General features: G+C 72.8%; 24 protein-coding genes and 1 tRNA gene. 15 read left to right on the plus strand and 10 right to left on the minus strand.

Features of this window, described 5'->3' with window-relative positions; all coding sequences use genetic code 11:
- On the plus strand, positions 1-658 hold a 658-nt coding region (locus tag ABZ920_RS19845), incomplete at its 5' end, for an AIM24 family protein (RefSeq protein WP_361506320.1).
- 17 nt (positions 659-675) lie between these two features.
- On the plus strand, positions 676-1,431 hold the full coding sequence (locus ABZ920_RS19850; RefSeq protein ID WP_361506323.1) for an AIM24 family protein: 756 nt from the start codon (positions 676-678) through the stop codon (positions 1,429-1,431).
- Positions 1,432-1,536: 105 nt separating this feature from the next.
- Here ABZ920_RS19850 and ABZ920_RS19855 read toward each other — a convergent pair whose 3' ends face one another.
- Both ABZ920_RS19855 and ABZ920_RS19860 read right to left on the minus strand, forming a co-directional pair.
- On the minus strand, positions 1,537-2,052 hold the full coding sequence (locus ABZ920_RS19855; RefSeq protein ID WP_361506326.1) for an NUDIX hydrolase: 516 nt from the start codon (positions 2,050-2,052) through the stop codon (positions 1,537-1,539).
- Positions 2,049-3,491, minus strand: a complete 1,443-nt coding sequence (locus ABZ920_RS19860) for a zinc-dependent metalloprotease (protein WP_361506329.1) — start codon at positions 3,489-3,491, stop codon at positions 2,049-2,051. Before ABZ920_RS19860 ends, ABZ920_RS19855 begins: the two co-directional genes overlap by 4 nt.
- A gap of 192 nt (positions 3,492-3,683) precedes the next feature.
- On the opposite strand from ABZ920_RS19860, the gene ABZ920_RS19865 reads away from it, so the two are divergent.
- The 4 genes from ABZ920_RS19865 to ABZ920_RS19880 all read left to right on the plus strand — a co-directional run bounded on the left by ABZ920_RS19865 (position 3,684) and on the right by ABZ920_RS19880 (position 6,887).
- Positions 3,684-4,796, plus strand: coding sequence for an SDR family oxidoreductase (locus ABZ920_RS19865; RefSeq protein ID WP_361506332.1), 1,113 nt, complete (start codon positions 3,684-3,686; stop codon positions 4,794-4,796).
- A 193-nt stretch (positions 4,797-4,989) separates the two neighbouring features.
- Entirely contained in the window at positions 4,990-5,451 is a 462-nt protein-coding gene (locus tag ABZ920_RS19870; RefSeq protein WP_361506335.1) for a molybdenum cofactor biosynthesis protein MoaE, read from the plus strand.
- Positions 5,452-5,588: 137 nt separating this feature from the next.
- Positions 5,589-5,753: a hypothetical protein gene (locus tag ABZ920_RS19875; RefSeq protein ID WP_361506338.1), complete on the plus strand. Its 165-nt coding sequence runs from the start codon at positions 5,589-5,591 to the stop codon at positions 5,751-5,753.
- 36 nt (positions 5,754-5,789) lie between these two features.
- Positions 5,790-6,887, plus strand: a complete 1,098-nt coding sequence (locus ABZ920_RS19880; protein ID WP_361506341.1) for a PDZ domain-containing protein — start codon at positions 5,790-5,792, stop codon at positions 6,885-6,887.
- Between the two features lie 200 nt (positions 6,888-7,087).
- Here the strand turns inward: ABZ920_RS19880 and ABZ920_RS19885 are convergent, their stop codons facing one another.
- The gene (locus tag ABZ920_RS19885; RefSeq protein WP_361506344.1) at positions 7,088-7,630 is read right to left on the minus strand and encodes a PPA1309 family protein; all 543 of its coding nucleotides are present in this window, start codon (positions 7,628-7,630) and stop codon (positions 7,088-7,090) included.
- Between the two features lie 164 nt (positions 7,631-7,794).
- Here ABZ920_RS19885 and ABZ920_RS19890 point away from each other — a divergent pair, with 164 nt between their 5' ends.
- The 3 genes from ABZ920_RS19890 (at position 7,795) to ABZ920_RS19900 (ending at position 13,053) form a co-directional block, all read left to right on the plus strand.
- The gene (locus ABZ920_RS19890; protein WP_361506607.1) at positions 7,795-10,749 is read left to right on the plus strand and encodes a UPF0182 family protein; all 2,955 of its coding nucleotides are present in this window, start codon (positions 7,795-7,797) and stop codon (positions 10,747-10,749) included.
- 239 nt (positions 10,750-10,988) lie between these two features.
- Positions 10,989-12,812 (plus strand): tetratricopeptide repeat protein, encoded by a 1,824-nt coding sequence (locus ABZ920_RS19895; RefSeq protein ID WP_361506347.1) that lies wholly within the window; start codon positions 10,989-10,991, stop codon positions 12,810-12,812.
- A 167-nt stretch (positions 12,813-12,979) separates the two neighbouring features.
- Positions 12,980-13,053 (plus strand) — tRNA-Met (locus tag ABZ920_RS19900).
- A 264-nt stretch (positions 13,054-13,317) separates the two neighbouring features.
- Here ABZ920_RS19900 and ABZ920_RS19905 read toward each other — a convergent pair.
- Positions 13,318-13,734, minus strand: coding sequence for a Fur family transcriptional regulator (locus ABZ920_RS19905; protein ID WP_361506350.1), 417 nt, complete (start codon positions 13,732-13,734; stop codon positions 13,318-13,320).
- 145 nt (positions 13,735-13,879) lie between these two features.
- Between ABZ920_RS19905 and ABZ920_RS19910 the strand changes: the two genes are divergently transcribed.
- Positions 13,880-15,331, plus strand: coding sequence for a catalase (locus ABZ920_RS19910; RefSeq protein ID WP_361506610.1), 1,452 nt, complete (start codon positions 13,880-13,882; stop codon positions 15,329-15,331).
- A 77-nt stretch (positions 15,332-15,408) separates the two neighbouring features.
- Here the strand turns inward: ABZ920_RS19910 and ABZ920_RS19915 are convergent, their stop codons facing one another.
- The gene (locus ABZ920_RS19915) at positions 15,409-15,810 is read right to left on the minus strand and encodes a CBS domain-containing protein (RefSeq protein WP_361506353.1); all 402 of its coding nucleotides are present in this window, start codon (positions 15,808-15,810) and stop codon (positions 15,409-15,411) included.
- Between the two features lie 308 nt (positions 15,811-16,118).
- A complete protein-coding gene (gene hisN / locus ABZ920_RS19920; RefSeq protein WP_361506356.1) occupies positions 16,119-16,919 on the minus strand; it encodes a histidinol-phosphatase in 801 nt (266 codons plus the stop codon).
- A 582-nt stretch (positions 16,920-17,501) separates the two neighbouring features.
- Between hisN and ABZ920_RS19925 the strand changes: the two genes are divergently transcribed.
- Complete coding sequence (locus tag ABZ920_RS19925; protein WP_361506359.1) at positions 17,502-18,110, plus strand: helix-turn-helix domain-containing protein; 609 nt, start codon at positions 17,502-17,504, stop codon at positions 18,108-18,110.
- A gap of 23 nt (positions 18,111-18,133) precedes the next feature.
- Here the strand turns inward: ABZ920_RS19925 and ABZ920_RS19930 are convergent, their stop codons facing one another.
- The 4 genes from ABZ920_RS19930 to ABZ920_RS19945 form a co-directional block, all read right to left on the minus strand.
- Positions 18,134-18,457 (minus strand): multidrug efflux SMR transporter, encoded by a 324-nt coding sequence (locus ABZ920_RS19930; protein ID WP_361506362.1) that lies wholly within the window; start codon positions 18,455-18,457, stop codon positions 18,134-18,136.
- Between the two features lie 116 nt (positions 18,458-18,573).
- Positions 18,574-19,584 (minus strand): ribosome small subunit-dependent GTPase A, encoded by a 1,011-nt coding sequence (gene rsgA, locus ABZ920_RS19935; RefSeq protein WP_361506365.1) that lies wholly within the window; start codon positions 19,582-19,584, stop codon positions 18,574-18,576.
- Between the two features lie 12 nt (positions 19,585-19,596).
- On the minus strand, positions 19,597-20,934 hold the full coding sequence (gene aroA / locus ABZ920_RS19940) for a 3-phosphoshikimate 1-carboxyvinyltransferase (protein ID WP_361506367.1): 1,338 nt from the start codon (positions 20,932-20,934) through the stop codon (positions 19,597-19,599).
- A gap of 151 nt (positions 20,935-21,085) precedes the next feature.
- Positions 21,086-21,808 (minus strand): M50 family metallopeptidase, encoded by a 723-nt coding sequence (locus tag ABZ920_RS19945; protein ID WP_361506369.1) that lies wholly within the window; start codon positions 21,806-21,808, stop codon positions 21,086-21,088.
- Between the two features lie 114 nt (positions 21,809-21,922).
- Here ABZ920_RS19945 and ABZ920_RS19950 point away from each other — a divergent pair, with 114 nt between their 5' ends.
- From ABZ920_RS19950 to rsrA, 4 genes are all read left to right on the plus strand, one after another.
- On the plus strand, positions 21,923-22,738 hold the full coding sequence (locus ABZ920_RS19950) for an SOS response-associated peptidase (RefSeq protein ID WP_361506372.1): 816 nt from the start codon (positions 21,923-21,925) through the stop codon (positions 22,736-22,738).
- Position 22,739: 1 nt separating this feature from the next.
- A complete protein-coding gene (locus ABZ920_RS19955) occupies positions 22,740-23,387 on the plus strand; it encodes an alpha/beta family hydrolase (RefSeq protein ID WP_361506375.1) in 648 nt (215 codons plus the stop codon).
- Positions 23,388-23,662: 275 nt separating this feature from the next.
- Positions 23,663-24,346, plus strand: coding sequence for an RNA polymerase sigma factor SigR (sigR, locus tag ABZ920_RS19960; protein WP_361506378.1), 684 nt, complete (start codon positions 23,663-23,665; stop codon positions 24,344-24,346).
- Entirely contained in the window at positions 24,343-24,654 is a 312-nt protein-coding gene (gene rsrA / locus ABZ920_RS19965) for a mycothiol system anti-sigma-R factor (RefSeq protein WP_361506381.1), read from the plus strand. The genes sigR and rsrA overlap by 4 nt, the downstream gene beginning before the upstream one ends.
- The last annotated feature ends 122 nt before the right edge of the window (positions 24,655-24,776 follow it).

The raw sequence follows: 24,776 nt of genomic DNA on the forward strand, positions 1-24,776 counted from the left end.
CGCCCCCGCACCTGTGACCGCCCGCATGGAGAACCACGGCAGCCACATGCTGAAGGTGGCCATGCAGACCGGCGACGACCTCCTCGCGCGCGTGGGGTCGATGGTCGCCTACGAAGGCTTCATCCAGTACGAGCCCAACCCGCCGGCCGTGCGCCAGGTGGCGCGCGACTGGGTCACCGGCGAGGGCGCGCCCCTGATGAAGTGCTCCGGCGACGGACTGCTCTACCTCGCCGACTACGGCGCCGACGTCGTCGTCGTCAACCTGGCCGGAGACGCGATCTCCGTCAACGCCACCAACCTGCTCGCCTTCGACGCGAGCCTCCAGTGGGGCGTCGAGCGGGTCAAGGGACTCGCGAAGTTCGCCGGGCAGGGGCTGTGGAACACCAAGATCTCCGGGCAGGGCTGGGTCGCGCTGACCTCCCGGGGCAAGCCGATCGTCGTCGACTGCGGCGGCGGCGAGGACGAGACCTACGTCGACCCGGACGCGCTCGTCGCCTGGTCCCCGAACCTCAAGGTGAAGGGCAAGCGCAGCTTCAAGGCGCAGTCGCTGATCGGCCGGGGCAGCGGCGAGGCCTACCAGATGGCCTTCTCCGGCCAGGGCATCGTCGTCGTCCAGCCCAGCGAGGACAGCACCGACCGCCTCCGGATCCGGGGCTGAGGGGGAGCCACACCACCATGAAGAGCCCGCTTTTCGCCTTCAACGACACCCAGACGCAGGACCGCTGGAGCCTGCAGAACGAGCAGATGCTGCGCGTCGTCCTGGAGGGCCACGAGGACGTCCTCGCCCGCAAGGGCACCATGGTCGCCTACCAGGGCCTCGTCGAGTTCGACGCCGAGTACCGCAGCCACGGCCAGGCACGCGCACGTGCGCGCACCGGCGAGGGCCTGGACCTCATGCGCTGCCACGGGCAGGGCACCGTCTACCTCGCCAACCTCGCCCAGTACGTCCACGTCGTGGACGTCGAGCACGACGGCCTGACGGTCGACAGCAGCTACGTCCTCGCGATGGACTCCGCCCTGCACCACGAGGTCATCGCCGTCGACAGCCTGTACGGCATCTCCGGCTCCGGGAAGTACCAGCTCAACATCACCGGCCGCGGCAAGGTCGCCCTGATGACCTCGGGCGCGCCGCTGATGATGCAGGTGACGCCCGACCGGTACGTCAACTGCGACGCGGACGCGATCGTCGCCTGGTCCACCGGGCTGCGCGTGCAGATGCAGGCCCAGACGCACGCGTCCGGTGTGTGGCGGCGCCGCGGCAGCACCGGGGAGGGCTGGGAGCTCAGCTTCATGGGCAGCGGGTTCGCGCTCGTCCAGCCCAGCGAGCTGCTGCCGCCCCAGCACGCGCAGATCGGGCAGGGCCTCGCCGCGCAGTTCGGCATGGGGCAGCAGGGCGCTCGGGGGCAGAACCAGGGGAACGTCTGGAGCTGACCGCCCGCCGGACGGACGCGTACCCCCGGGCCACGGCCGACGTGCCGGAGAACGTGAGGGGCGACCGCCCGCGGCGGTCGCCCCTCAGCCGTCGTCAGCGTGGCGTCACAGCCGCGCCCGGGTGGCCGCCAGCAGCCGGACCACGGACTCGTCCGCCACGCCGGCCACCTCCTCGTACGGGTACCAGCGAAGGTCCAGCGACTCGTCGCTGATCGCCTCGACGGCTCCGCCGGGCGCCAGCGCCGCGTACTGCACGTCGAGGTGCCAGGCGCAGGGCGTGTGATGGCGGTCCAGGCGCACCGGGCCGCCGGGCAGCAGGGTCAGTCCCGTGATGCCCGACTCCTCGGTCGCCTCCCGCAGGGCCGCCGCCGCCAGCGTGGCGTCGCCCGGCTCGCAGTGGCCGCCCATCTGCAGCCACATACGGATCTTCCGGTGCAGGGTCAGCAGCACCCGGCCGCGCTCCGGGTCGACCACCATGGCGCTCGCCGTGATGTGACCCGCCGAGCAGGCCTTCCACAGGCCGTCCGGATGCCGCTCCAGGTGCTCCAGGTAGGCCTGGCGCAGCTCCTCCTGGTCCTCGTACCCCTTCAGCACGAGGACCGCGTCGTCGTAGAGGCTCACTCGGCGCCGTCGCCCCCGGCCTCGCCGTCGTCCTTCTTCCGCAGGTCCGGCTTGCCGGCGGAGCCGTCCGCCGCCTCGCCGAGCATCTTGTCCAGCTCGGAGAAGTCCAGGTGCTCGCGGTGCACGAAGCCGTCGGGGTCGTCCAGGTCGGTGGCCGTCGGCAGCATGTCCGGGTGCGACCAGAGGGCGTCGCGGCCGTCGATCCCGCGCGCGTCGGTGAGCGAGGCCCACAGGCGGGAGGCGTCGCGCAGCCGGCGCGGGCGCAGCTCCAGGCCGATCAGCGTGGCGAACGTCTGCTCCGCCGGGCCGCCCGAGGCGCGGCGGCGGCGCAGGGTCTCGCGCAGCGCGTCGGCCGACGACAGGCGGGGCTTGGCGGCCGCGTGCACCACCGCGTCCACCCAGCCCTCGACGAGCGCCAGGGCGGTCTCCAGACGGGCCAGGGCGGCCTTCTGCTCCGGGGTGTCCTCCGGCTGGAACATGCCCTGCTGGAGGGCGTCCTGCAACTGCTCCGGGTTCTGGGGGTCGAACTGGCCGACGACGTCCTCCAGCTTCGCCGTGTCGACCTTGATCCCGCGAGCGTAGCCGTCGACCGCGCCGAACAGGTGCGAGCGCAGCCACGGGACGTGGGCGAACAGGCGCTGGTGGGCGGCCTCGCGCAGGGCGAGGTACAGCCGCACCTCCTCCTGCGGCACGCCGAGGTCCCTGCCGAACGCCTCGACGTTCGCCGGGAGCAGCGCGGCCTTGCCGGCCGGGCCGAGCGGCAGGCCGATGTCGGTCGAGCCGACCACCTCGCCCGCCAGGACGCCGATGGCCTGTCCGATCTGCGTGCCGAACATGGCGCCGCCCATGGAGCGCATCATGCCGATCAGCGGACCGGCCATGGCCTGCATCTCCTCCGGCAGCACGTCACCCATGGCCGTGCCGACGCGCTCGGCGACCGGGTCGACGAGCTCCTGCCACGCGGGCAGGGTGGCCTCGACCCACTCCGCGCGGCTCCACGCCACCGCGGCGGCGGACCCGGACGGCAGCGGCGTGACGTCGTCCAGCCACAGGTCGGCCAGGCGGACGGCCTCCTGGACGGCGGTGCGCTCGGCGGGGCCGACGCTGGCGTCCTTCGTCCCGTCCGGGGTGCCCTGGGAGACGGTCTGGCGGGCGATCTGCTTGGCCATGTCCCAGTTCACCGGGCCGCCCTCGTAGGAGAGCATCTGCCCGAGCTGCTGGAACGCGGCGCCCAGGTCGGTGGGGTTCAGCGACCCGAACATGGCTGCGAGCGGATTGTCGGCGCCGGGCCCGCCAAGGCCTCCGGCACCGGGCAGGCCGAAGCCGAACGGGTTGGCCGGTCCCTGCCCACCGCCGCTCTGCTGGTCCTTCTTCTTGCCCTCGTCGCCGTCTTCCGGCTCCTCCGGCGGAAGGCCGAATCCGAATGGGGTGTCACTCACGGGGTTCCTCGGCTGGTAAGGCCACCGGTTCTCTCCGGCGGCGCGGCTGCCCGACAACACCACCCAGCGTAGACACCACGGACGGTTCGGGCCTCGGTGCTTCGCCGACCGAACGCCTGCGGCAGGATGGATGCCACCTGGTACGTACGCCTCACTCGCGCTCGTACCGAAGACAACCGCTGGAGACGCCCGGTGAGTTCCCCAGATCCGCAGGTTCGCGCAGCGCGAAACCACACAAGCACTCCCGCCGTGCGCGGGCCCGTCGTCGCGGTCACCGGCGCCGCGGCCGGAGTGGGCGCGCTGCTCACCGAGCGGCTGGCCGCGTCGGACCGGATCAGGCAGGTCGTCGCCATCGACGAGCGGCGCGGGGAGTGCGACGCCGCGCAGTGGCACGTCCTCGACGTGCGCGACCCGGCGATCGCGGAGCGGCTGCGCGGCGCGGACGTGGTGGTCCACCTGGCGCTCGACCTGGATCTGGAGACCGACCCCGCCGCCCGGACGGCCTACAACGTGCGCGGGACGCAGACCGTGCTGACCGCCGCGGCGGCGGCCGGGGTGCACCGGGTGGTGCTGTGCACCTCGACGATGGTGTACGGGGCGCTGCCGGACAACGAGCTGCCGCTGTCGGAGGACGCGGAGCTGCGGGCGACCGCGGAGGCGACGGGTGTCGGGGACCTGCTGGAGGTCGAACGCCTGGCGCGGCGCGCCCCCCGGGCCCATCCGGGGCTGAACGTCACGGTGGTCCGGCCGGCCCTGCTGGTCGGCGGCACCGACACGGCACTGACGCGGTACTTCGAGTCGCCCCGGCTGCTGGTCGTGGCCGGGTCGCGGCCGGCGTGGCAGTTCTGCCACGTCGAGGACCTGTGCAGCGCGCTGGAGTACGCCGTGCTGGAGAAGGTCGACGGCGAGCTGGCCGTCGGCTGCGACGGGTGGCTGGAGCAGGAGGAGGTCGAGGAGCTCAGCGGCATCCGGCGCATGGAGCTGCCCTCGGCGGTCGCCCTGGGAGCGGCGGCGCGGCTGCACCGCATCGGGCTCACCCCGTCCCCGGCCGGGGACCTGGCGTACACGATGCACCCCTGGGTGGTGAGCGGGAGCCGGCTCCACGACGCGGGCTGGCGTCCGCAGTGGACCAACGAGGAGGTCCTCGCGCAGCTGCTGGAGGAGGTGTCCGGCCGGCACACCGTCGCCGGGCGGCGGCTCGGGCGCAAGGACGCGACGGCCGCAGGGGCCGCGGGGGCGACGGTGGCCCTCCTGGGCGCGGCCGCGGTGGTGCGGCGCGCGCGGAGGGCGCGGCGGCGCATCTGAGGAACCCGTTGCAGCGTCGGGGCGCGGGCGCGCTCCGCCGGGCGCGGGGTTCCGCTGTGCCCCCGTTCCCCGGGCCGTTCCGGCGGCACGGCGGAGCACGACTGCGGCTTGTGCACCGGCCCCGAGCCCGTACGGGCGCGTGCCCGGCGATCCGGCTTTCCGCGCTGTCGGGGGCGTGCGGCACGATGGGGGCATGGCATCCACCAACGACCACCCGGGCGAGCAGGCCGCGCAGGACCCCGCCAAGCTGATCGGGATCCGGGAGACGCCCCTGTCCCTCGACGAGGTCTTCCGGGCCGTCGGGGACGACGCCGCCGGTGGCACCGCGCTCTTCGTCGGCACCGTGCGGAACCACGACGGGGGCGCGGACGTCGCCGAGCTCGGGTACTCGTGCCATCCGAGCGCCGAGGCCGAGATGCGGCGCGTCGCCGAGAAGGTGGCCGCGGACTTCCCCGTGCGGGCACTGGCGGCGCTGCACCGGGTCGGGGACCTCCGGGTCGGGGACCTCGCCGTCGTCGTGGCGGTGTCCTGCCCGCACCGGGGCGAGGCGTTCGAGGCCTGCCGCAGACTGATCGACGACATCAAGCACGAGGTGCCCATCTGGAAGCACCAGAGGTTCTCCGACGGCACCGAGGAGTGGGTCGGCGCCTGCTGATCCGGCCCGGCCGATCCCGCGCTCCCCGCGCGGCCACTCCGGTTGCGTAACCGCACCCCCGGCGTGAGCGTTGTCACTGCGGATGGTTAATCTGCTGATCAGCCAGTGGGGTTGTTCCTTGGGGTCGGGAGGTCGGCATGGCCGTGCTTGCCTGGTTGCTGATTCCGCTTGTCGCCGCGATAGGTGCCAGTCTGTGGGGGAGCTGGGCGAACCGCACCCGCGGGGTGCGCGGCGACGGCCCCGAACTGGAGGGCTACGCCCGCTTCTGCGAGGCCATGGAGCGGTCGCACTCGGGCACCTGACGGTGTGCTGACAGGCGCGTCCCGTACTGTCGACCCATGCCACGCCGCACCGCGACGATGCTCGCCTCGACCCTGATGCTGATCGCGCTCCTGTGCGCGGGGGTGTTCCTCCCCGTGCCGTACGCGGAGATGTCTCCCGGACCGACGGTCAACACGCTCAGCGAGCACGACGGCGAGCCGGTGCTGCAGATCTCCGGGCGCGGGACCTACCCCACGACCGGGCACCTCAACATGACGACGGTCCGGGTGACCAGCGCCGACTACCGGATGAACCTGGTCGAGGCCGTCTACGGGTGGCTCGCGCACGACAGCAAGGTCGTCCCGCACGACACGCTGTACCCCGACGGCAAGACCGAGGAGCAGTCGACCCAGGAGAACGCCGAGGAGTTCAGCCAGTCCCAGGAGAGCGCCAAGGTCGCGGCCCTGAAGGAACTCGGCATCCCGGTGCGGTCCTGGGTGATCGTCTCCACGGTGCTCAAGGACACCCCGGCGGAGGGCAAGCTGCACGCCGGCGACGTCATCAAGGCCGTCGACGGGACGACGGTGAAGCAGCCCGCCGACGTCGCCAGGCTGGTGACCAGGCGCAAGCCCGGCCAGGACGTCGTCTTCACCATCGTCCCGGCCAAGGACCAGGCCGCCGCGGAGAAGGAGCACAGGACGGCGACGGCCACGCAGGACGTCACCATCACGACGGCGCGGTCGAAGGACAGCGGGCAGAAGCGGGCCATCGTCGGGATCTCCGCCGGGACCGATCACACGTTCCCCTTCACCATCGACATCAAGCTGGCCGACGTCGGCGGCCCGAGCGCGGGCCTGATGTTCGCGCTCGGCATCTACGACAAGCTCACCCCGGGCAGCCTGACCGGAGGGAAGTTCGTGGCCGGCACCGGCACCATCGACGACCAGGGCAAGGTCGGCCCGATCGGCGGCATCGAGATGAAGACCGCCGGCGCGCGCGACAAGGGCGCCCAGTACTTCCTGACGCCCGCCGACAACTGCGCGGCCGCCGCCAAGGACACCCCGTCGGGGCTCAGGCTGGTCAAGGTGGGCACCCTCGACGACGCACTCGACGCGCTCGCGGACATCCGCTCCGGGAAGGTCGCCGACCTGCCCAAGTGCACGACGAAGGGCTGACGGTCCGCGGCACCCGGCGACGGGCGCGGACGGATTCCCGCGGTCCGGTACCGGGTGCGGACACGTCCGTGCGGTCCGGTGCCGGTGCGGACGCGCCCCCGCGGCACCCGGGGGCGGGCGCGCCGGCGTCTCACCACAGCGGGGCGCCCCCTCGCTCCGTGCGAGGGCGCGCCCCCAGCCGTGTGCGCGAACCGCCGGGCTCAGTCCTCGAACGTCGCCGCCAGGGCCTCCGCCAGTCCCGGCACCAGGTCCGGGCCGGTCAGGACCTCCGTCGGGGAGTCCTTCTCGCGCAGCCGCAGGGCGGACTCGCGCGCGCCGTCCCGCAGGACCGCCACCGTCATGCGGACCTCCTGCCGCTCGGGGTGGTCCGCCACCCACTGGGCCAGCTCCCGGTCGTCCAGCCCCTGCGGGACCTGCGCCTCGGCCGAGGGCGGCAGCATCAGCCGCTCCACGGTCAGCGCGCAGCCGGCCACGGCGTCGGGCCAGGCGATCGTGCCGAGGAACTCGTCGAGCGGCCGCTCCGCCGGGATCTCGTCCTGCTCGATCGGGGTGAGACCGGTGGTCTCCGGTTCGTCGCCCAGGCCGAGCTGCTGCGCGAGGGCGGGTTCCCGGACCCGCAGCCGCGCGGTGTCTACGAGGGCGAAGAGGCGAGCGGGCTGGTCCCAGCCGAGGCCGGAGGCGTACTCGTCGATCTCGAGCACGGCCCGGGTGAGCGGGTTCGCTGCCATGGGAGTGTTGGACATGGTCACAATCCTGCCTCGTTCCCGCCCGGAATCGGGAACCGAGTAAACGGTGAGTAAGTTGCATAGGTGTGGGCCCACGAACAGGGGGGCGCACGGAGGGTCCGCGAACACGAGGGCCTGACGGATCAACAGCGAACTTCGAGGTGCGCACCTTGGCTTTCCAGATGCCGGACCGCGGCGGAGGCCCGACAGGGCCGCGGATCAGAGTGGGCCGCCCGTCCCGGACGGTCCGGACCCTGCTGATGACACTGGGCGTCCTTGCCGTCCTCGGCATGGCGTTCACCATGTTCGCGGGCTTCTGGACGGACTGGCTGTGGTACCGGTCGGTGCGGTACTCGTCCGTGTTCACCACCACTCTGTGGACCAAGATCGGGCTCTTCTTCGTCTTCGGTCTGCTGATGGCGGCCGCGGTGGGCGTCAACATCTGGCTGGCGCACCGGCTGCGGCCCCCGCTGAGCGCCATGTCGGCCGAGCAGCAGAACCTCGACCGCTACCGGATGGGCATCTCGCCCTACAAGAAGTGGCTGCTCCTCGGCATCACCGCGCTGGTGGGACTGGTCGCCGGCGCCTCGGCGTCGAGCCAGTGGCGGACCTGGCTGATGTGGGTCAACGGCGTGCCCTTCCACCAGAAGGACCCGCAGTTCCACCTCGACGTGGCCTTCTACGCCTTCGACCTGCCGTGGTACCGCTTCCTGCTCGGCTTCGGCTTCGCCGCCACGATCCTGTCCGTGATCGCCGCGGCGCTCACGCACTACCTGTACGGCGGGCTGCGCGTGACCAGCCCCGGAGCGCGCGCCACGGCCGCGGCCACGGGACACCTGTCGGTGCTGATCGGCATCTTCGTCGCCCTGAAGGCCGTCGCCTACTGGCTCGACCGGTACGGGCTGGCGGTGAAGGCCAGCGACTTCAAGGCGACCGGCAACTGGACCGGACTGAGGTACGTCGACGCCAACGCCTACCTGCCGGCCAAGACGATCCTGTTCTGCATCGCCGTCATCTGCGCCCTGCTGTTCTTCGCCACCCTGTGGCGGCGCACCTGGCAGCTGCCGCTCATCGGCTTCGGCCTCATGGTGCTCTCGGCGGTCCTCATCGGCGGCCTGTACCCGGCGATCGTCCAGAAGTTCCAGGTGCAGCCCAACGAGCAGGCCAAGGAAGCCCCGTACGTCGAGAAGAACATCACGGCGACGCGTGAGGCCTACGGCATCGCCGACACCAAGGTCGCCGACTACCCGGGCGTCAGCACCACCAAGGACCTGACCAAGCTGCGCGACGACGCCACCGACGTGAGCAGCGTCCGGCTGATGGACCCGAACGTCGTCTCGCCGACGTTCCAGCAGCTCCAGCAGGTCCGCAACTATTACGGGTTCCCCTCCAACCTCGCCGTCGACCGCTACCGGACCAAGGACGGCGGGGTCCAGGACACGGTGATCGGCCTGCGCGAGCTGAACCTCAGCGGCATCCCGAAGCACAACTGGATCAACGACCACTTCCGCTACACCCACGGGTACGGCGTGGTCGCGGCCAAGGGCACCGAGGCCGACTCCGCCGGGCGCCCGGTCTTCACCGAGTACGACCTGCCCTCCAAGGGCGAGCTCGGCGACTACCAGCAGCGGATCTACTACGGCGAGAAGACCACGCAGTACTCGATCGTCGGCGGTCCGCAGAAGGAGATCGACTACTCCGACGACAGCGGTGAGAAGACCACCAGCTACCGGGGCAGGAGCGGCGTCGACCTCGCCGACCCGCTCAACCGCGCCGCGTACGCGGTCGCGTTCGGAGAGCCGCAGATCCTGTACTCCGGAGCGATCGGCGAGGGTTCCCGGATCCTGTACAACCGCACGCCCAAGGACCGCGTCGAGGCGGTGGCCCCCTGGCTGACCATCGACGGCGTTCCCTACCCGGCGGTGGTCGACGGGCGGATCCAGTGGATCGTCGACGCCTACACGACGACGAACGGCTACCCCTACGCCTCGCGCACCACCCTGGGCGACACGACGACGGACTCGCTGACCGCCGCCAACAACCAGCGGGTGGTGGCCCAGCAGAACCAGGTCAACTACATCCGCAACTCGGTGAAGGCGACGGTCGACGCGTACACCGGCGAGGTCAGGCTGTACCAGTGGGACACCGAGGACCCGGTGCTGAAGACCTGGATGAAGGCCTTCCCCGGCACGGTGAAGTCGAAGAAGGCGATCTCGCCGGAGCTGATGGACCATCTGCGCTACCCGCAGGACCTGTTCAAGGTGCAGCGCGAGCTGCTCACCCGGTACCACGTGCAGGACGCGCAGACGTTCCTCAGCGGCAGCGAGGTGTGGCAGATCCCGGACGACCCGACCAACCGGTCGGGCAACGCCGTGCCGCCGTACTACCTCAGCCTCAAGATGCCCGGTGCGACGTCCCAGGCCTTCTCGCTCACCACGACGATGACGCCGAACGGCCGTGACAACCTGAGCGCGTTCATGTCGGTCAACGCCGAGGCGGGGACGGCCGACTACGGCCGGATCACCATCCTGAAGCTGCCGACCGGCAAGACGATCGACGGCCCGAAGCGGGTGCAGAGCCAGTTCAACTCGGAACCGGCCATCGCGGAGTCCATCAGGCTGCTGAAGGGCGGCGACTCGGACATCGAGTACGGCAACCTGCTCACCGTCCCGCTGGACGGGGGCCTGCTCTACGTCGAGCCGGTCTACGTGCGCGGCGGCGGGCTCAAGTACCCGCTGCTGCGCAAGGTGCTGGTGACGTACGGCGGCAACACCGCGTTCGAGAACACCCTCGGCGAGGCCCTCAACAAGGTGTTCGGCGCGGAGGGTTCGGTCGCGCAGCCGCCGGGGACGGGCCCCGGCAACCCGCCGGCGCAGGGCAACCCGACGGTGCAGCAGGCGCTGAAGGACGCCCAGAAGGCGTTCGACGACGGTCAGGCGGCCCTGAAGAACGGTGACTGGCAGGCGTACGGCCAGGCCCAGAAGGACCTCCAGGAGGCGCTGAAGCAGGCCGCGACGGCGCAGTCCGAGGCCGAGAAGGGCAGCGACGGGGCGGCGGGCCAGGGCGGTACCGGCTCCGGCGCGAGCCCGAGCCCGAGCCCCGGCGCGGGGAACGGCGGCGCTCCCAGCGGCGGCTGACCCCGCGAGACCCGGCGGCTGTGACCGTGACGAAGGCCCGGTGCGGATTCCGGAGGGAATCCGCACCGGGCCTTCGTGGTATGCGAACGCATGTCCTTGACGTATCGGGCGCCGCGCCGCTGTGGGGAGTTGGGCGATATGTGTTTGACTTGTCTCTCTGTGGGCATGTCGACAAAACGCTGAAGTGACCTCACTGGCTGCGGTATACCAGGTGTACCCGGGTTGCAGGTGGTGCGACGATGGACGTTATGGGGGACAAGGCAACTCTGTTCGAGACGGGGCGATTTGTGCAGGCTTCCGATCCGGAGCGGATCGTGGGCGAGGCCGGGGACGAGGCCGGGGAGGCCGCCGACGAGGCGGCCGAGGAGGTGCGCCGGCGACTCGCCGCGGAGGCCGGTGACGTCGAGGCGATGAGCGTCCTCGGGGCCATGCTGCTGCGCCGCGGCGATCTCGACGGGGCCGAGCCTCATCTGCGGGGCGCCACCGCGGCCGGTGACCGGGCCGCCGCCAACAACCTGGGTGTGCTGCTGCACCAGCGCGGGTACGCCGACGAGGCCGCCGGCTGGTGGCGCATCGCCGCGGTCGCAGGGTCGGCCGCCGCCGCGCACGCGCTCGGCCGGCACCACCGTGAGCGGGGCGACGAGCCCGCCGCCGAGTACTGGCTGCGCCAGTCCGCCGAGCAGGGACACGTGCTGGGCGCCTACGCGCTCGCCGACCTGCTGGAGCACCGCGGCGACGGCGCGGCCGAGAAGTGGCTGCGGGTCGCCGCCGAGCGGGGGCACCGGGAGGCCGCGTACCGGCTCGCCCGGCTGCTGGACCGGCGGGCCGCCGGCGGCTGCGACACGGGCGACGGCGCCGAGGAGGCCGAGCAGTGGTACCGGCAGGCCGCCGCGCGCGGTCACCGCCGGGCCGCGCTGCACCTGGGGGCGATCCTGGAGAAGCGGGGCGACCTCAAGGAGGCGGGTCGCTGGTACCTGACCTCCGCCAAGGACGGCGAGCCCCGGGCCGCCTGCGCGCTGGGGTTCCTGCTGCGCGACGCCGGCGACGCCGAGAGCGCTGCCATGTGGTGGCTGAGAGCCGCGCAGGACGGGGACGGCAACGCGGCGAACGCGCTGGGCGCGCTGCACGCCGAGCGCGGGGAGACGCAGACCGCCGAGCGCTGGTACCGGGCCGCGATGGACGCGGGTGACATCAACGGCGCCTACAACCTCGGCCTGCTCTGCGCCGAGCAGGGGCGCAACGCGCAGGCCGAGCAGTGGTACCGGCGGGCCGCCTACGCCGGGCACCGGGAGGCGGCGAACGCGCTGGCGATCCTGCTGCTGCAGGTCGGGGACACGACCGGGGCCGAGCCGTGGTTCTCCAAGGCGGCGGAGGCGGGCAGCGTCGACGCCGCGTTCAACCTGGGGATCCTCTACGCCGGGCGGGGCGAGGAGCGCGAGGCCCTGCGGTGGTACGAGCGGGCGGCGGCCGCCGGGCACACCGAGGCGGCCCTCCAGGTGGGCATGGCCCGGCTGCGCGAGGGGGACGAGCCGGCGGCGGAGCGGCACCTGCGGTGCGCGGCCGGTGGGGGGAGCGCGGAGGCGGCCTACCGGCTGGCGACCGTCCTCGACGCGCGGCGCCCCCCGGCGCCCGCCCACGAGCTCGGTGAGCCGGCCGTGCCGGCGAAGACCGAGTGCGAGGAGTGGTACGAGCGGGCGGCCTCCCAGGGCCACCGCCGGGCGCAGGTGCGGGTGGGCATGCTCGCCGCCGCGCGGGGCGACGTCGTCGAGGCGGCGCGGTGGTACCGGTCCGCCGCCGAGGCGGGGTCCCGGAACGGGATGTTCAACCTCGGGCTGCTGCTGGCCCGCGAGGGGAGCGAGCCGGAGGCGGCGATGTGGTGGACCCGGGCCGCCGACGCCGGGCACGGACGGGCGGCGCTCCGGCTGGCCCTGGTCTACGCGCGCCGCGGAGAGCTGGACGAGGGGCAGCGGTGGGCCGACCGTGCCGTGTCGCTGGGGCCGGCGGCGGTGGCGGAGCGGGCGGCGCGGCTGCGGGACGCGTTGCGCGAGGAGCTGTCGGCCTGAGCGCGGCTGTGGGGCCGGCCGGGAGCGCGCGGGGCGGCGCCCGCTCCGTGGCCGTGCTCGGGGGCCTGGACAGCCCACGGTGACCGGGCTGCCCGCGGGGGACGACGGGGCTCGGGCGAAGGGATTTGCTTTTGCCGAGGGTGTTGACGTAGCGTTGCATTCATCGACGCGGGGTGGAGCAGCTCGGTAGCTCGCTGGGCTCATAACCCAGAGGTCGCAGGTTCAAATCCTGTCCCCGCTACTGAAACCGAGGGCCGGAGTCCGCACTGGACTCCGGCCCTCGGTGTTTTCTCGATCGCGAAGTGTGACCGGCTGCGGGAACGGCCGGCTTCCGGGCGGCGTCCGCGCAGGGAGCGGGCGGCGTCCGCGCGACGAAAATCCCCGGCCCCGGCCCCGGCCCCGGCCCCGGCCCCGGCCCCGGGGCCGTCGAAGAGATTGCGCCTGCGCGGCGAAAAACCCCGGCACCTCACGAGTGCCGGGGCCGTCGAAGAGAAAAGCCGTGCGGTCAGGCCGCCGTGCAGTTCGGGCACAGCCCGCGGTACGTCACCTCTACGTCCGAGACCGTGAAGCCGAAGCGCTCGGCGTCCGGGAGGTCGGCCAGCGGGTTGCCGGTCGGGTGGACGTCCCGGATCGCGCCGCAGCGGGCGCACACCAGGTGGTGGTGCGGCCGGTGGGCGTTCGGGTCGTACCGCTTGGCCCGCCTGTCCGTGGAGACCTCGATCACCTCGCCGAGCGAGACCAGCTCGCCCAGCGTGTTGTAGACGGTCGCCCGGGAGATCTCGGGCAGCCTGACGACGGCCCGGGCGTGGACCTCGTCAGCCGTGAGGTGGACGTGTTCGCCGTCCAGGACCTCGGCCACGACGCGCCGCTGCGCGGTCATGCGCCATCCGCGTCCGCGCAGCCGTTCCAGAAGGTCGCTCATACAAACCAGCCTAGCAGCAGGGGGAGCCAGGTCCCGAACGGGTGTGACTTTGGAGCGTCACTTGACTTAGACAATGTCTATTGTAGGATCGGGCTCGGCTTTGGCCAAGAAACAGGATTGGTCAGTAATGAAGCAGGAGGCGCACGTGACGCAGGGGCCGCTCACCACGGAGGCCGGTGCTCCGGTGGCCGACAACCAGAACAGCGAGACCGCGGGCGTCGGCGGCCCGGTCCTCGTGCAGGACCAGCTCCTCCTGGAGAAGCTGGCCCACTTCAACCGCGAGCGCATCCCGGAGCGCGTCGTGCACGCCCGTGGCGCCGGTGCCTACGGCACCTTCACGGTCACCGCCGATGTCACCCCGTACACGCGCGCCGCGTTCCTGTCCGAGGTGGGCAAGCAGACCGAGGTCTTCCTCCGCTTCTCGACCGTGGCCGGCAACCTGGGCGCCGCGGACGCCGTCCGCGATCCGCGCGGCTTCGCGCTGAAGTTCTACACCGAAGAGGGCAACTACGACCTCGTCGGCAACAACACCCCGGTGTTCTTCATCAAGGACGCCATCAAGTTCCCCGACTTCATCCACACCCAGAAGCGCGACCCGTACACCGGGTCGACGGAGCCGGACAACGTCTGGGACTTCTGGAGTCTGTCGCCGGAGTCCACGCACCAGGTGACCTGGCTGTTCGGCGACCGCGGCATCCCGGCGTCCTACCGCCACATGGACGGCTTCGGCTCGCACACCTTCCAGTGGAACAACGAGGCCGGCGAGGTCTTCTGGGTCAAGTACCACTTCAAGACCGACCAGGGCATCAAGTGCCTCACCCAGGACGAGGCCGCCAGGCTCGCCGGTGAGGACCCCGACTCCCACCAGCGCGACCTGCGCGAGGCCATCGAGCGCGGGGAGTACCCGAGCTGGACCGTGGGCGTCCAGATCATGCCCGCGGCCGAGGCGGCGACCTACCGCTTCAACCCGTTCGACCTGACCAAGGTCTGGCCGCACGCCGACTACCCGGTCATCGAGATCGGCAAGCTGGAGCTCAACCGCAACCCGGAGAACATCTTCGCCGAGGTCGAGCAGTCGATCTTCTCCCCGGCGCACTTCGTACCCGGCATCGGCCCGTCCCCGGACAAGATGCTCCAGGGCCGCCTCTTCGCCTACGGCGACGCCCACCGCTACCGCGTCGGCATCAACGCCGACCACCTGCCGGTGAACCGCCCGCACGCGACCGAGGCGCGCACCACCTCCCGTGACGGCTACCTGTACGACGGCCGCCACAAGGGTGCGAAGAACTACGAGCCGAACAGCTTCGGCGGTCCGTTCCAGACGAACCGGCCGCTGTGGCAGCCGATCCCGGTCACCGGCGTCACCGGCGACCAGGAGGCCCCGGTGCACGCCGAGGACAACGACTTCGTCCAGGCCGGCAACCTCTACCGGCTGATGACGGAGGAGGAGAAGGAGCGGCTGGTGAACAACCTGGCGGGCGCCATCTCGCAGGTCTCGCGCGAGGACATCGCCGAGCGCGCGGTCAACAACTTCCGCCAGGCGGACGCCGACTTCGGCAAGCGCCTGGAGGTCGCGGTCCGGGCTCTGCGCGGCTGACGACCGCGGCGCGCCGGACCGCACCTCGCGGTGACGGGCCGGACCCCCGGGAACGGGGGTCCGGCCCGTTCGCGCGTTCAGGCGGGCACGCGCTGCGCGGCCTGCCGGGCCGGGGCCCAGCAGCGGATGATGTCGCGCACCGAGACGATGCCGGCCGGTTCGTCGCGGTCCAGGACGATCAGATGGCGGAAGCCGCCGTGCGCCATGGCGCGGGCCGCCTCCTCCAGGGTCCAGGACGGGGCGGCGAACACGACGTCGGTCGTGGTGTGGGCGTGGACGGTTTCCGTGTCCGGGTCCTGGCCCAGGCCCACGGAGTCGAGGACGTCGCGTTCGGTCAGGATGCCGACGCCGCCGGCGTCGGGGTCGAGGACCACGGCGGCGCCGACGCGGCGCGCGGACATCATGGCGGCTGCCTGGCGGAGGGTGTGTGCGGGACCGATGGTGAGGACCACGGTGCTCATGGCGTCGCGGACGAGCATGGGAAGGGGCCACCTCCTGGGAGTCCCGGAACTTGTGCGGTCATTCACAAGTTCACAAATGGGGGTGTCCTCAGAGTGGCAGGTAAAGGACGGGTCAACAAGGGCGTGCGCGGGGCCGGATGAGCGTGCGCGGGCTCGGTGCGCGCCTTCCGGCCGTCGCCTCCGGGCGGCTCGTCCGTCCGGACGGACTCCGGCTGTCCGGCTGCCTGGGCGCCAGGCTGCCTGGACGCCCGGCTGTCTGTGCGGTGGCGCGGTGGCCGCGGGTACGGGGGCGCGCGGTGCCGTGCGGGCGCCGGTGCGCGCGTCCCTCAGTGACGCCGGTTGAGGTGGCCGAGCAGCTCGTCGTGCAGCAGCCCGTTCGACGCGGCCGCGTTGCCGCTGTGCGGGCCCGGGCGGCCGTCGAGGCCCGTGAAGGTGCCGCCCGCCTCCGTGACGATGATCGCGTTGGCGGCCATGTCCCACAGGGACAGCTCCGGCTCGGCGCAGAGGTCGACCGACCCCTCGGCGACCATCATGTACGGCCAGAAGTCGCCGTAGGCGCGGGTGCGCCACACCTGGCGGGTCAGGTCCAGGAAGCCGTTCAGGCGGCCCTGCTCCTCCCAGCCGCTGAGTGAGGAGTACGCGAAGGAGGCGTCCGACAGCCGTGCGACGCCGGAGACCTTCAGGCGGGTCGCCGACGACAGGCTGCGGCCGGTGAACGCGCCGTGGCCCCTGGCCGCCCACCAGCGGCGGCTGAGGGCGGGCGCGGAGACGACGCCGACGACCGGCTCGTAGCCCCCCTCGCCGGCTTCCATCAGGGAGATCAGGGTGGCCCAGACGGGCACGCCGCGGACGTAGTTCTTGGTGCCGTCGATCGGGTCGACGACCCAGCGGCGGGGGCCGGTGCCCTCGACGCCGTACTCCTCGCCGAGGACCGCGTCGCGGGGCCGGGCGCGCTGGAGCTGTCCGCGGACGAGTTCCTCCGCCGCCTTGTCCGCTTCGCTCACCGGCGTCATGTCCGGCTTGGTCTCGACCTTCAGGTCGAGCGCCTTGAAGCGGGCCATGGTCGTGGCGTCCGCGGCGTCGGCGAGGACGTGGGCCAGGCGCAGGTCGTCGAGGTAGTCGGCCATGCAACGAACGGTATCCGCCACGGAGGGGCCGGGGCCACACGGGGCCCGGGTAACGGCGCCGGGCGTGCACGGACGGGGCGAGGACCCGGCGTGCGCCCGCCCGGCGCATCGGTCCCGCGGACGCGCCCCGGGCGCGGGACCGTCCGCCGCCCCGGACGTATTCGGCCGTACGACGGCCCCGCGGCCGGGGCACCTCCGGCCGCGGGACGTCTCGTGGCGCGTGGCGGGCGCCCCCGGCCTCCTGGGCTTTGGTGTTCGCCGGCCGCGCCGCCTCCGGTCCCTGCACGCCGCTCCGGGCGGCGTTCCGGCCGGCTCAGGGGGCGCGGGCCTGCGGCACCGGGCGGCGGGGCGCCCTGGGCGCGGTGGTCGGAACGGACGAGGGTGGACGCCTCGTGCCGGACCGGCGTCACCCGCCGAATGCCGCGGGCTCCCGACCCGGCCGCCGCCCGGCCGCCGCCCGGTGATCGCGGCGCGTCCCGCGCGCCGGTCCGAACGGTCCTCGCCCGCGGCGTTCCTGGGGGCTTGACAGCCCTCCCGGGCGCGTCAAATCTGGGCGCAGACGTCGCTCGCCCCAGGGAGGCGATGATGCCTGCAGCGCGGGAATCCCTGCTGGACGCCGCCCGTACGGCGCTGGCCCGCCGGCCGTGGCCCGCCGTGCGGATGGTCGACGTGGCCGCGGCGGCCGGGGTCTCCCGGCAGACGCTGTACAACGAGTTCGGCAACAAGGACGGCCTCGCGCGGGCCCTCGTACGCAGGGAGGCGGACCGCTACCTCGCCGGGGTCGAGCGCGCGCTCGCCGCCCACGACGACGCCGGGGACCGGCTCACCGCCGCCGTCGAGTGGACCGTCCTGGCCGCCCGGGAGAACACCCTGGTCCGCGCCCTGCTCACCGGCTGCTGGAACGAGCGGCTGCCCGCGCCCGGCCTGGCGGCGGTGCCGTCCTCCTCGCCCGTCCCGGCCCAGCGCAGGGCGGACGGCGCGCTGCCGTCGCCCGGCGACTTCGTGGCGGCCGTCCGCGACCGGGCCGTCGACGTCCTGACCGCGTCCGGCGCCTTCCTTCCGGACACCGCCGAGCTGACCCGCACCTGCGAGGTGGTGTTCCGCCTCGCGCTGTCCTGCGTGGCCGCTCCGCCGGCCGACGGCGGGATCGCCGAGCTGGTCCGCCGGGCCCTGCCCCGCCAACCCGCCTGAGGGCCGCGGGCCTTGCCGTTCGCTCAGTGCGCGGAGCCGGACAGCTGGAGCCCGATGACGCCGACGATGACGAAGGTGATCGAGACGATCTTCAGCGTCGACACCAGGTCGCCGAGGAAGACCATGCCGTAGATCGCGGTGCCCGCCGCGCCGATGCCCGTCCACACCGCGTACGCGGGCCCGACGTCCAGCTTCCTCAGCGACAGGGTGAGCAGGCCGAAACTGCCCAGGGCGAAGCAGGCGAAGGCGATGGTCGGCCAGAGCCGGGTGAAGCCGTGCGACAGCTTCAGACACACCGCGAAGCCGGTCTCGAGCAGACCCGCGACGATGACCAGCAGCCAGGCCATGTGCCGTCCCTCCGTGTGTCCGCGTTCCGAGACCGCTCGTCGAGGTGCCCGGCTCGCGTCCGGCTCGGTGCGATTATGCACGTGCCCCGCCCCGGCCAGGACGAACAACGCGAAGGTCAGTCGCCTTCCTTGCGCTCCCGCGTGGCCAGCAGCCGGCGCAGTGAGTACAGCCGGGCCGGGTCGGCGTGGCCTTCCGCGACGTAGGCGTCCAGGGCGCAGTCCGGCTCGTCGTGGCTGCACGCACGCGGACAGCCCTCCGTCCCCGGCTGCAGGTCGGGGAAGGCGTTGATGACGCGGGAGGGGTCGATGTGCGCGAGCCCGAAGGACCGTACGCCCGGGGTGTCGACGACCCAGCCCTCGCCGTCCGCCAGCGGCAGCGCGAGCGCCGAGGTGGTGGTGTGGCGGCCCCGCCCGGTCACCGCGTTGACGTGCCCGGTCAGCCGCCGCCGCTCCTCGGGCACCAGTGCGTTGACCAACGTCGTCTTGCCGACGCCGGAATGGCCGACGAACGCGGTGATCTTCCCCGCCAGGTGCTCGCGCACCCGGTCCGCCGCCTCGCCACTGGCCAACTCCTCGCGGCTGGTGACGACATGGGGGATGTCGAGGGCGCCGTACAGCTCCAGCAGCTTGTCCGGCGAGGCCAGGTCCGACTTCGTCAGCACCAGCAGCGGCTCCAGGCCGCCGTCGTACGCCGCCACCAGGCAGCGGTCGATCAGGCGCGGGCGCGGCTCGGGGTCGGCGAGGGCGGTGACGACGGCGAGCTGGTCGGCGTTGGCCACGACCACGCGCTCGTACGGGTCGTCGTCGTCGGCCGTGCGGCGCAGGAGGGAGACCCGCTCCTCGATGCGGACGATGCGCGCCAGGGTGTCCTTCGCGCCGGTCAGGTCGCCGACGAGCGCCACCCGGTCGCCCACCACCGCGGCCTTGCGGCCCAGTTCCCGGGCCTTCATGGCCATGACGATGCGGCCCTCGACCAGGCAGGTCAGCCGGCCCCGGTCGACGGTGAGCACCATGCCCTCGGCCGCGTCCTCGTGCTTGGGGCGGATGCTGGTGCGAGGGCGGTTGCCCCGGCGGTTGGGGCGCGAACGGATGTCGTCCTCGTCGGTGTGCTTGCCGTAGCGGCGCATCGCTTACGTCCCCTACGCCCTGTCGCTCCCGAGCATCCCGGTCCACAGCTCGGGGAAGTCCGGCAGGGTCTTCGCGGTCGTCGCCACGTTCTCGATCCGCACGCCCTCGACGGCCAGGCCGATGACCGCGCCGGCCGTCGCCATGCGGTGGTCCTCGTAGGTGTGGAAGACGCCGCCGTGCAGCGGGCGCGGGCGGATGTGCAGGCCGTCCGCGGTCTCCGTGACGTCACCGCCCAGTTCGTTGATCTCCTTGGTCAGGGCGGCGAGGCGGTCGGTCTCGTGCAGCCGCAGGTGCGCCACGCCCCGCAGGGTGGACGGCGAGTCCGCGAGGGCGGCGACCGCCGCGATGCCCGGCGTCAGCTCGCCGACCTCGCCGAGGTCGACATCGATGCCGTGGACGGCTCCCGAACCGGTGAACTGCAGGCCGTACTCGGTCAGTTCGCAGGAACCGCCCATCTCGGTGAAGATCTCCCGCAGCCGGTCACCCGGCTGGGTCGTCCGGGCCGGCCAGTCCGGGACGACGACCTTGCCGCCGGTCACCAGCGCCGCCGCCAGGAACGGCTGCGCGTTGGACAGGTCGGGCTCGACGGTCAGGTCCCGGCCGAGCAGCGCGCCCGGGGTGACCCGCCAGACGTTCGGCTCGCCGCCCGACTCGGGGGTGTCGACCTGGGCGCCGACCGCGCGCAGCATGTCGACGGTCATCCGGATGTGCGGCATGGACGGCAGCGCCGAGCCGACGTGACGGACCTCGACGCCCTGGTTGTAGCGCGGGGCGGACAGCAGCAGGGCGCTGACGAACTGGGACGAGGAGGAGGCGTCGATCTCGACCCGCCCGCCGTCCAGCCCGCCGCTGCCGTGCACGGTCAGCGGCAGCGCGCCGCGGCCGTCGTCGTCGATCCGGGCGCCCAGCACCCGCAGCGCGTCGATGACGCCGTGCAGGGGGCGCTCGTGCGACCTCGGGTCGCCGTCGAAGCGGACGGGGCCGTCGGCCAGCGTGGCGACCGGCGGCAGGAAGCGCATGACGGTGCCCGCGTTGCCGACGTGGACCGCGGCCGGCCCCCGCAGGCTCGCCGGGATCACACGCCACGCCTCGCCCGAGGCGCCCGCACCGGAGCTGGAGGACACGGTCTCCTCGATGCCCACGCCCATCGCCCGCAGGCCGTCCGCCATGAGCAGCGTGTCGCGGGAGCGCAGCGGGCGGCGCAGCCAGCCCGGTTCCGAGGCGAGGGCGGCGAGCACCAGGGCGCGGTTGGTGACCGACTTGGACCCGGGCACGTGGACCGTCGCGTCGACGGCTCCGCTCGCGTGCGGGGCGGGCCAGAGGGCGGTGGGTGCGGGGTTAGCGGCCATGGCCCCACTTTAGTGGCTGGCGCGGAGCCGAGATTTTGACCGGGGACGGCGGAACCCCTTCTGGACCCGGCACGCCGCCGCCCGCACGCCCGGAGGCCCCGCGTCCGGCGGCCCGGGGCCGGCGCCGTGGCGCGCGCCGGCGCGCCGGCCCTCACAGCTTCAGCAGCCACCGCCCGCCGCCGATCAGCGAGCACAGCGACACGGCGTGGAACAGGAACAGCCACACCGCCGCCGGCGCCTGCGTCAGCCGCGCCAGCTGGTCCGCGTCGGAGTCGCCCGCGTCGCCGCGGGCCCGCTTGACCTGCAGCTCGAAGGCCGGGCGCACCCCGCCGAGCAGCAGGAACCAGACCACGGCGTAGGCGAACGCCGCCTGCACCTGGGGCCCGGCCAGCCACGAGACCAGCAGGAAGGTGCCGCCGGTCAGGACGACCGTCAACGCGCCGTAGGCGTTGCGGATCATCACCAGCATCACCAGCAGCAGCGCCGTGGCCACCCACAGCAGCAGCGTGAGGCGGCCCTCGGCGAGCAGGGCCGCGCCGCCCAGGCCGAGCAGCGGCGGAGCGGTGTAGCCGGCGGCCGCCGTGAGGATCATGCCGGCGCCGTACGGCTTGCCGCGGCTGACGGTCAGGCCGCTGGTGTCGGAGTGCAGGCGTATGCCCGTCAGGGTGCGGCCCGTCAGCAGCGCCACCAGCCCGTGACCGCCCTCGTGGGCGATGGTGATGGCGTTGCGGGAGACGCGCCACAGGGTGTGCGGGAGGACGACGGCGGTTGCGGCGGCCAGGGTGGCGATCACCATCCACAGCTCGGGTCGCGGCTGGGTGCCCACCAGCCGGTCCCAGAGGCCGGGCAGCGCGATGGATGCGGTGCTGTCCATGGTCGTCGGCTGGCTCCTCGTGTCGCTCGTGCCGGACCGGGCGGTCGGGCGGATGGGCGCCCGTCACGCGAAGGCGGTGGCCGGGTGACGGGCGGGCCTGGCAGTGTTGCACGCATGTGCGGACGGTATGCAGCGAGTCGCGGACCCGAGGATCTCGCATCGGTCTTCGAGACCGAGAAGTGGGAGCCGGAGGAGACGCCGGCCCCCGACTACAACGTGGCTCCGACGAAGGAGGTCCACGCGGTCCTGGAGCGCCCCCTGAGGGACGCCGCCGACAGGCGCCCGGTCCGGCAGCTGCGGAAGCTGCGGTGGGGCCTGGTGCCCTCCTGGGCGAAGTCCCCCGAGGGGGCCGCGCGGATGATCAACGCCCGGGCCGAGAGCGTCCACGAGAAGCCGTCCTTCCGCCGCCCCTTCGCCGCCCGGCGCTGCGTCCTGCCCGCCGACGGCTACTACGAGTGGGTCACCGGCCCGCAGGAGCGGGAGCTGGAGGTCGAGGGGCGCCGGAAGCGGCCGCGCAAACAGCCGTACTTCGTGACCCCGGCCGACGGGTCGGTGTTCGCCATGGCGGGGCTCTACGAGTTCTGGCGGGACCGGACGCTGCCGGACGACCACCCCCGGGCATGGTGGGCGACCTGTTCGGTGATCACGACGGAGGCCGAGCGGACCCCGCTCGCGGTGGCGCCCGCCGAGGGCCCCGGCTCGCTGGCCGACATCCACCCCCGCATGCCGCTGATGCTGACGCCGGACCGCTGGGACGCCTGGCTGGACCCGGCCCGGACGGACGTCGACGAGCTGCGCGGGCTCCTGGTGCCCCCGCCGCCCGGCCTGATGCGGGCCTATCCCGTCGCCACGGCCGTCAGTGACGTCCGCAACAACGGCCCCGAGCTGCTCAAGGAGCTCGCGGCGCCGGAAGAGGGCACACTCTTCTGATGTGACGCACGCGACGGACGCACCCACCGAGACCATCGAGACGGACGCCGGGACCGCCCGCGTCACCTGGCACACGGCCCCCGGAGCACGCATGGTGCTCGCCGTCGGCCACGGCGCCGGCGGCGGCATCGAGGCACGCGACCTGAGGGCCCTGGCGCACGCGCTGCCCCCGCGCGGGGTGACCGTCGCGCTCGTCGAGCAGCCCTGGCGCGTGGCCGGCAGGAAGGTCGCCCCCGCGCCGAAGACGCTGGACACCGGCTGGCGCGGCCTGTGGCCCGCGCTCGCGCGGACCGGCCTGCCGGTGGTCTCGGGGGGCCGCAGCGCCGGCGCCCGGGTCGCCTGCCGCACGGCGACGGAGCTCGGCGCGCACGCCGTCCTGGCCCTGAGCTTCCCGCTGCATCCGCCGGGCCGGCCCGAGAGGTCCCGCGCCGGGGAACTGCTCGCGGCCGGGGTGCCGACCCTCGTCGTCCAGGGCGGCAACGACCCGTTCGGGCGGCCGGAGGAGTTCCCCGAAGGCCCGTACGAGCTGATCGAGGTGCCGTCCGCCGACCACGGTCTCGCCGTGCCGAAGCGGGCCGGCGTCACCCAGGAGCGGGCGCTGGAGGTCGTCGTCGAGGGCGTCGCCCAGTGGGCCGTGTCACTCGGGTGACGGCGGGGAATGCCCGGCGCCCGCCTGCTGTTGAGCCGGACGCACGTGCTGGCGACCAGCACGACGTCGTAGGAGAGGAAGTCGGCCGCATGGGTTCGATCTTCTGCCCGAGCCGCAGCAGCCGCGCTGATCTTGAGTGGACAGTGCTGCCCGCGGCGAGGACCGCCCCTGTCCGGGCGGCGGGCGGACCGGATTGGCAGGCGTCTTTGACCGCAGGTCGTCTATCCTCCGATTCCAGTGGGACCGATTTCGGTCTTACGACGGCATCGGAGGAGGTGGGTCCGGTCACTGGGACCGACGCAGGGACCGACAACGGCCAGGCGGAGCAGCCCGAGGGCCGCGGCACGGGCACGGAGTCGACCGCCGAGCGCAGCGCGCGCTTCGAGCGGGACGCGCTCGAGTTCCTCGACCAGATGTACTCGGCCGCGCTGCGCATGACGCGCAATCCGGCCGACGCCGAGGACCTGGTGCAGGAGACCTACGCCAAGGCGTACGCGTCCTTCCACCAGTTCCGCGAGGGCACCAACCTCAAGGCGTGGATGTACCGGATCCTCACGAACACGTTCATCAACTCCTACCGCAAGAAGCAGCGCGAACCCCAGCGCAGCGCGGCGGAGGAGATCGAGGACTGGCAGCTTGCCCGCGCCGAGTCGCACATGTCGACCGGTCTGCGCTCCGCCGAGTCGCAGGCGCTCGACCACCTGCCCGACTCGGACGTGAAGGCGGCGCTCCAGGCGATCCCCGAGGAATTCCGCATCGCCGTGTATCTCGCGGACGTCGAGGGCTTTGCGTACAAGGAGATCGCGGACATCATGGGGACCCCCATCGGTACGGTGATGTCCCGGCTGCACCGGGGCCGCCGTCAGCTGCGCGGCATGCTCGAGGACTACGCCCGTGAGCGCGGGCTGGTCCCGGCCGGCGCCGGCGAGTCGAACGAAGCGAAAGGCTCGGGCTCATGAGCTGCGGAGAGCCGCACGAGACGGACTGCAGTGAGGTGCTCGATCACCTGTACGAGTTCCTCGACAGTGAGATGCCGGAAGTCGATCGCACCAAGTTCGAGCACCACTTCGAGGAGTGCTCACCGTGCCTCGAGAAGTACGGCCTGGAACAGGCCGTGAAGAAGCTGGTCAAGCGGTGCTGCGGGCATGACGACGTGCCCGCCGACCTCCGCGCCAAGGTCATGGGGCGCATCGAGCTGATCCGCTCCGGGCAGACCGCGCCCGAGCGGGACATGGCCGAGGCGCCGAAGACCCCGCAGGAGTCCTGACCGCATCCCGCGCCCTCGTCCGGGCGGGCCAAGCCGTCACCCGAATGTGCTAATTCGCGGGTTATCGGCCCGCCGGCTCCCCCCTGCCGGCCCTAGGCTCCCAAGCCCTGGACCGGCTGCAC

The sequence above is a fragment of the Streptomyces sp. NPDC046831 genome (genome assembly GCF_040645305.1).
Lineage (GTDB): Bacteria > Actinomycetota > Actinomycetes > Streptomycetales > Streptomycetaceae > Streptomyces.

Coding starts and splice junctions, on each gene's coding strand:
- ABZ920_RS19850 (WP_361506323.1), top strand. CDS start 676: ATGAAGAGCCCGCTTTTCGCCTTCAACGACACCCAGACGCAGGACCGC.
- ABZ920_RS19870 (WP_361506335.1), top strand. CDS start 4,990: ATGGCATCCACCAACGACCACCCGGGCGAGCAGGCCGCGCAGGACCCC.
- ABZ920_RS19875 (WP_361506338.1), top strand. CDS start 5,589: ATGGCCGTGCTTGCCTGGTTGCTGATTCCGCTTGTCGCCGCGATAGGT.
- ABZ920_RS19880 (WP_361506341.1), top strand. CDS start 5,790: ATGCCACGCCGCACCGCGACGATGCTCGCCTCGACCCTGATGCTGATC.
- ABZ920_RS19885 (WP_361506344.1), bottom strand. CDS start 7,630: ATGTCCAACACTCCCATGGCAGCGAACCCGCTCACCCGGGCCGTGCTC.
- ABZ920_RS19890 (WP_361506607.1), top strand. CDS start 7,795: ATGCCGGACCGCGGCGGAGGCCCGACAGGGCCGCGGATCAGAGTGGGC.
- ABZ920_RS19895 (WP_361506347.1), top strand. CDS start 10,989: ATGGACGTTATGGGGGACAAGGCAACTCTGTTCGAGACGGGGCGATTT.
- ABZ920_RS19905 (WP_361506350.1), bottom strand. CDS start 13,734: ATGAGCGACCTTCTGGAACGGCTGCGCGGACGCGGATGGCGCATGACC.
- ABZ920_RS19915 (WP_361506353.1), bottom strand. CDS start 15,810: ATGCTCGTCCGCGACGCCATGAGCACCGTGGTCCTCACCATCGGTCCC.
- hisN (WP_361506356.1), bottom strand. CDS start 16,919: ATGGCCGACTACCTCGACGACCTGCGCCTGGCCCACGTCCTCGCCGAC.
- ABZ920_RS19925 (WP_361506359.1), top strand. CDS start 17,502: ATGATGCCTGCAGCGCGGGAATCCCTGCTGGACGCCGCCCGTACGGCG.
- ABZ920_RS19930 (WP_361506362.1), bottom strand. CDS start 18,457: ATGGCCTGGCTGCTGGTCATCGTCGCGGGTCTGCTCGAGACCGGCTTC.
- rsgA (WP_361506365.1), bottom strand. CDS start 19,584: ATGCGCCGCTACGGCAAGCACACCGACGAGGACGACATCCGTTCGCGC.
- aroA (WP_361506367.1), bottom strand. CDS start 20,934: ATGGCCGCTAACCCCGCACCCACCGCCCTCTGGCCCGCCCCGCACGCG.
- ABZ920_RS19945 (WP_361506369.1), bottom strand. CDS start 21,808: ATGGACAGCACCGCATCCATCGCGCTGCCCGGCCTCTGGGACCGGCTG.
- ABZ920_RS19950 (WP_361506372.1), top strand. CDS start 21,923: ATGTGCGGACGGTATGCAGCGAGTCGCGGACCCGAGGATCTCGCATCG.
- rsrA (WP_361506381.1), top strand. CDS start 24,343: ATGAGCTGCGGAGAGCCGCACGAGACGGACTGCAGTGAGGTGCTCGAT.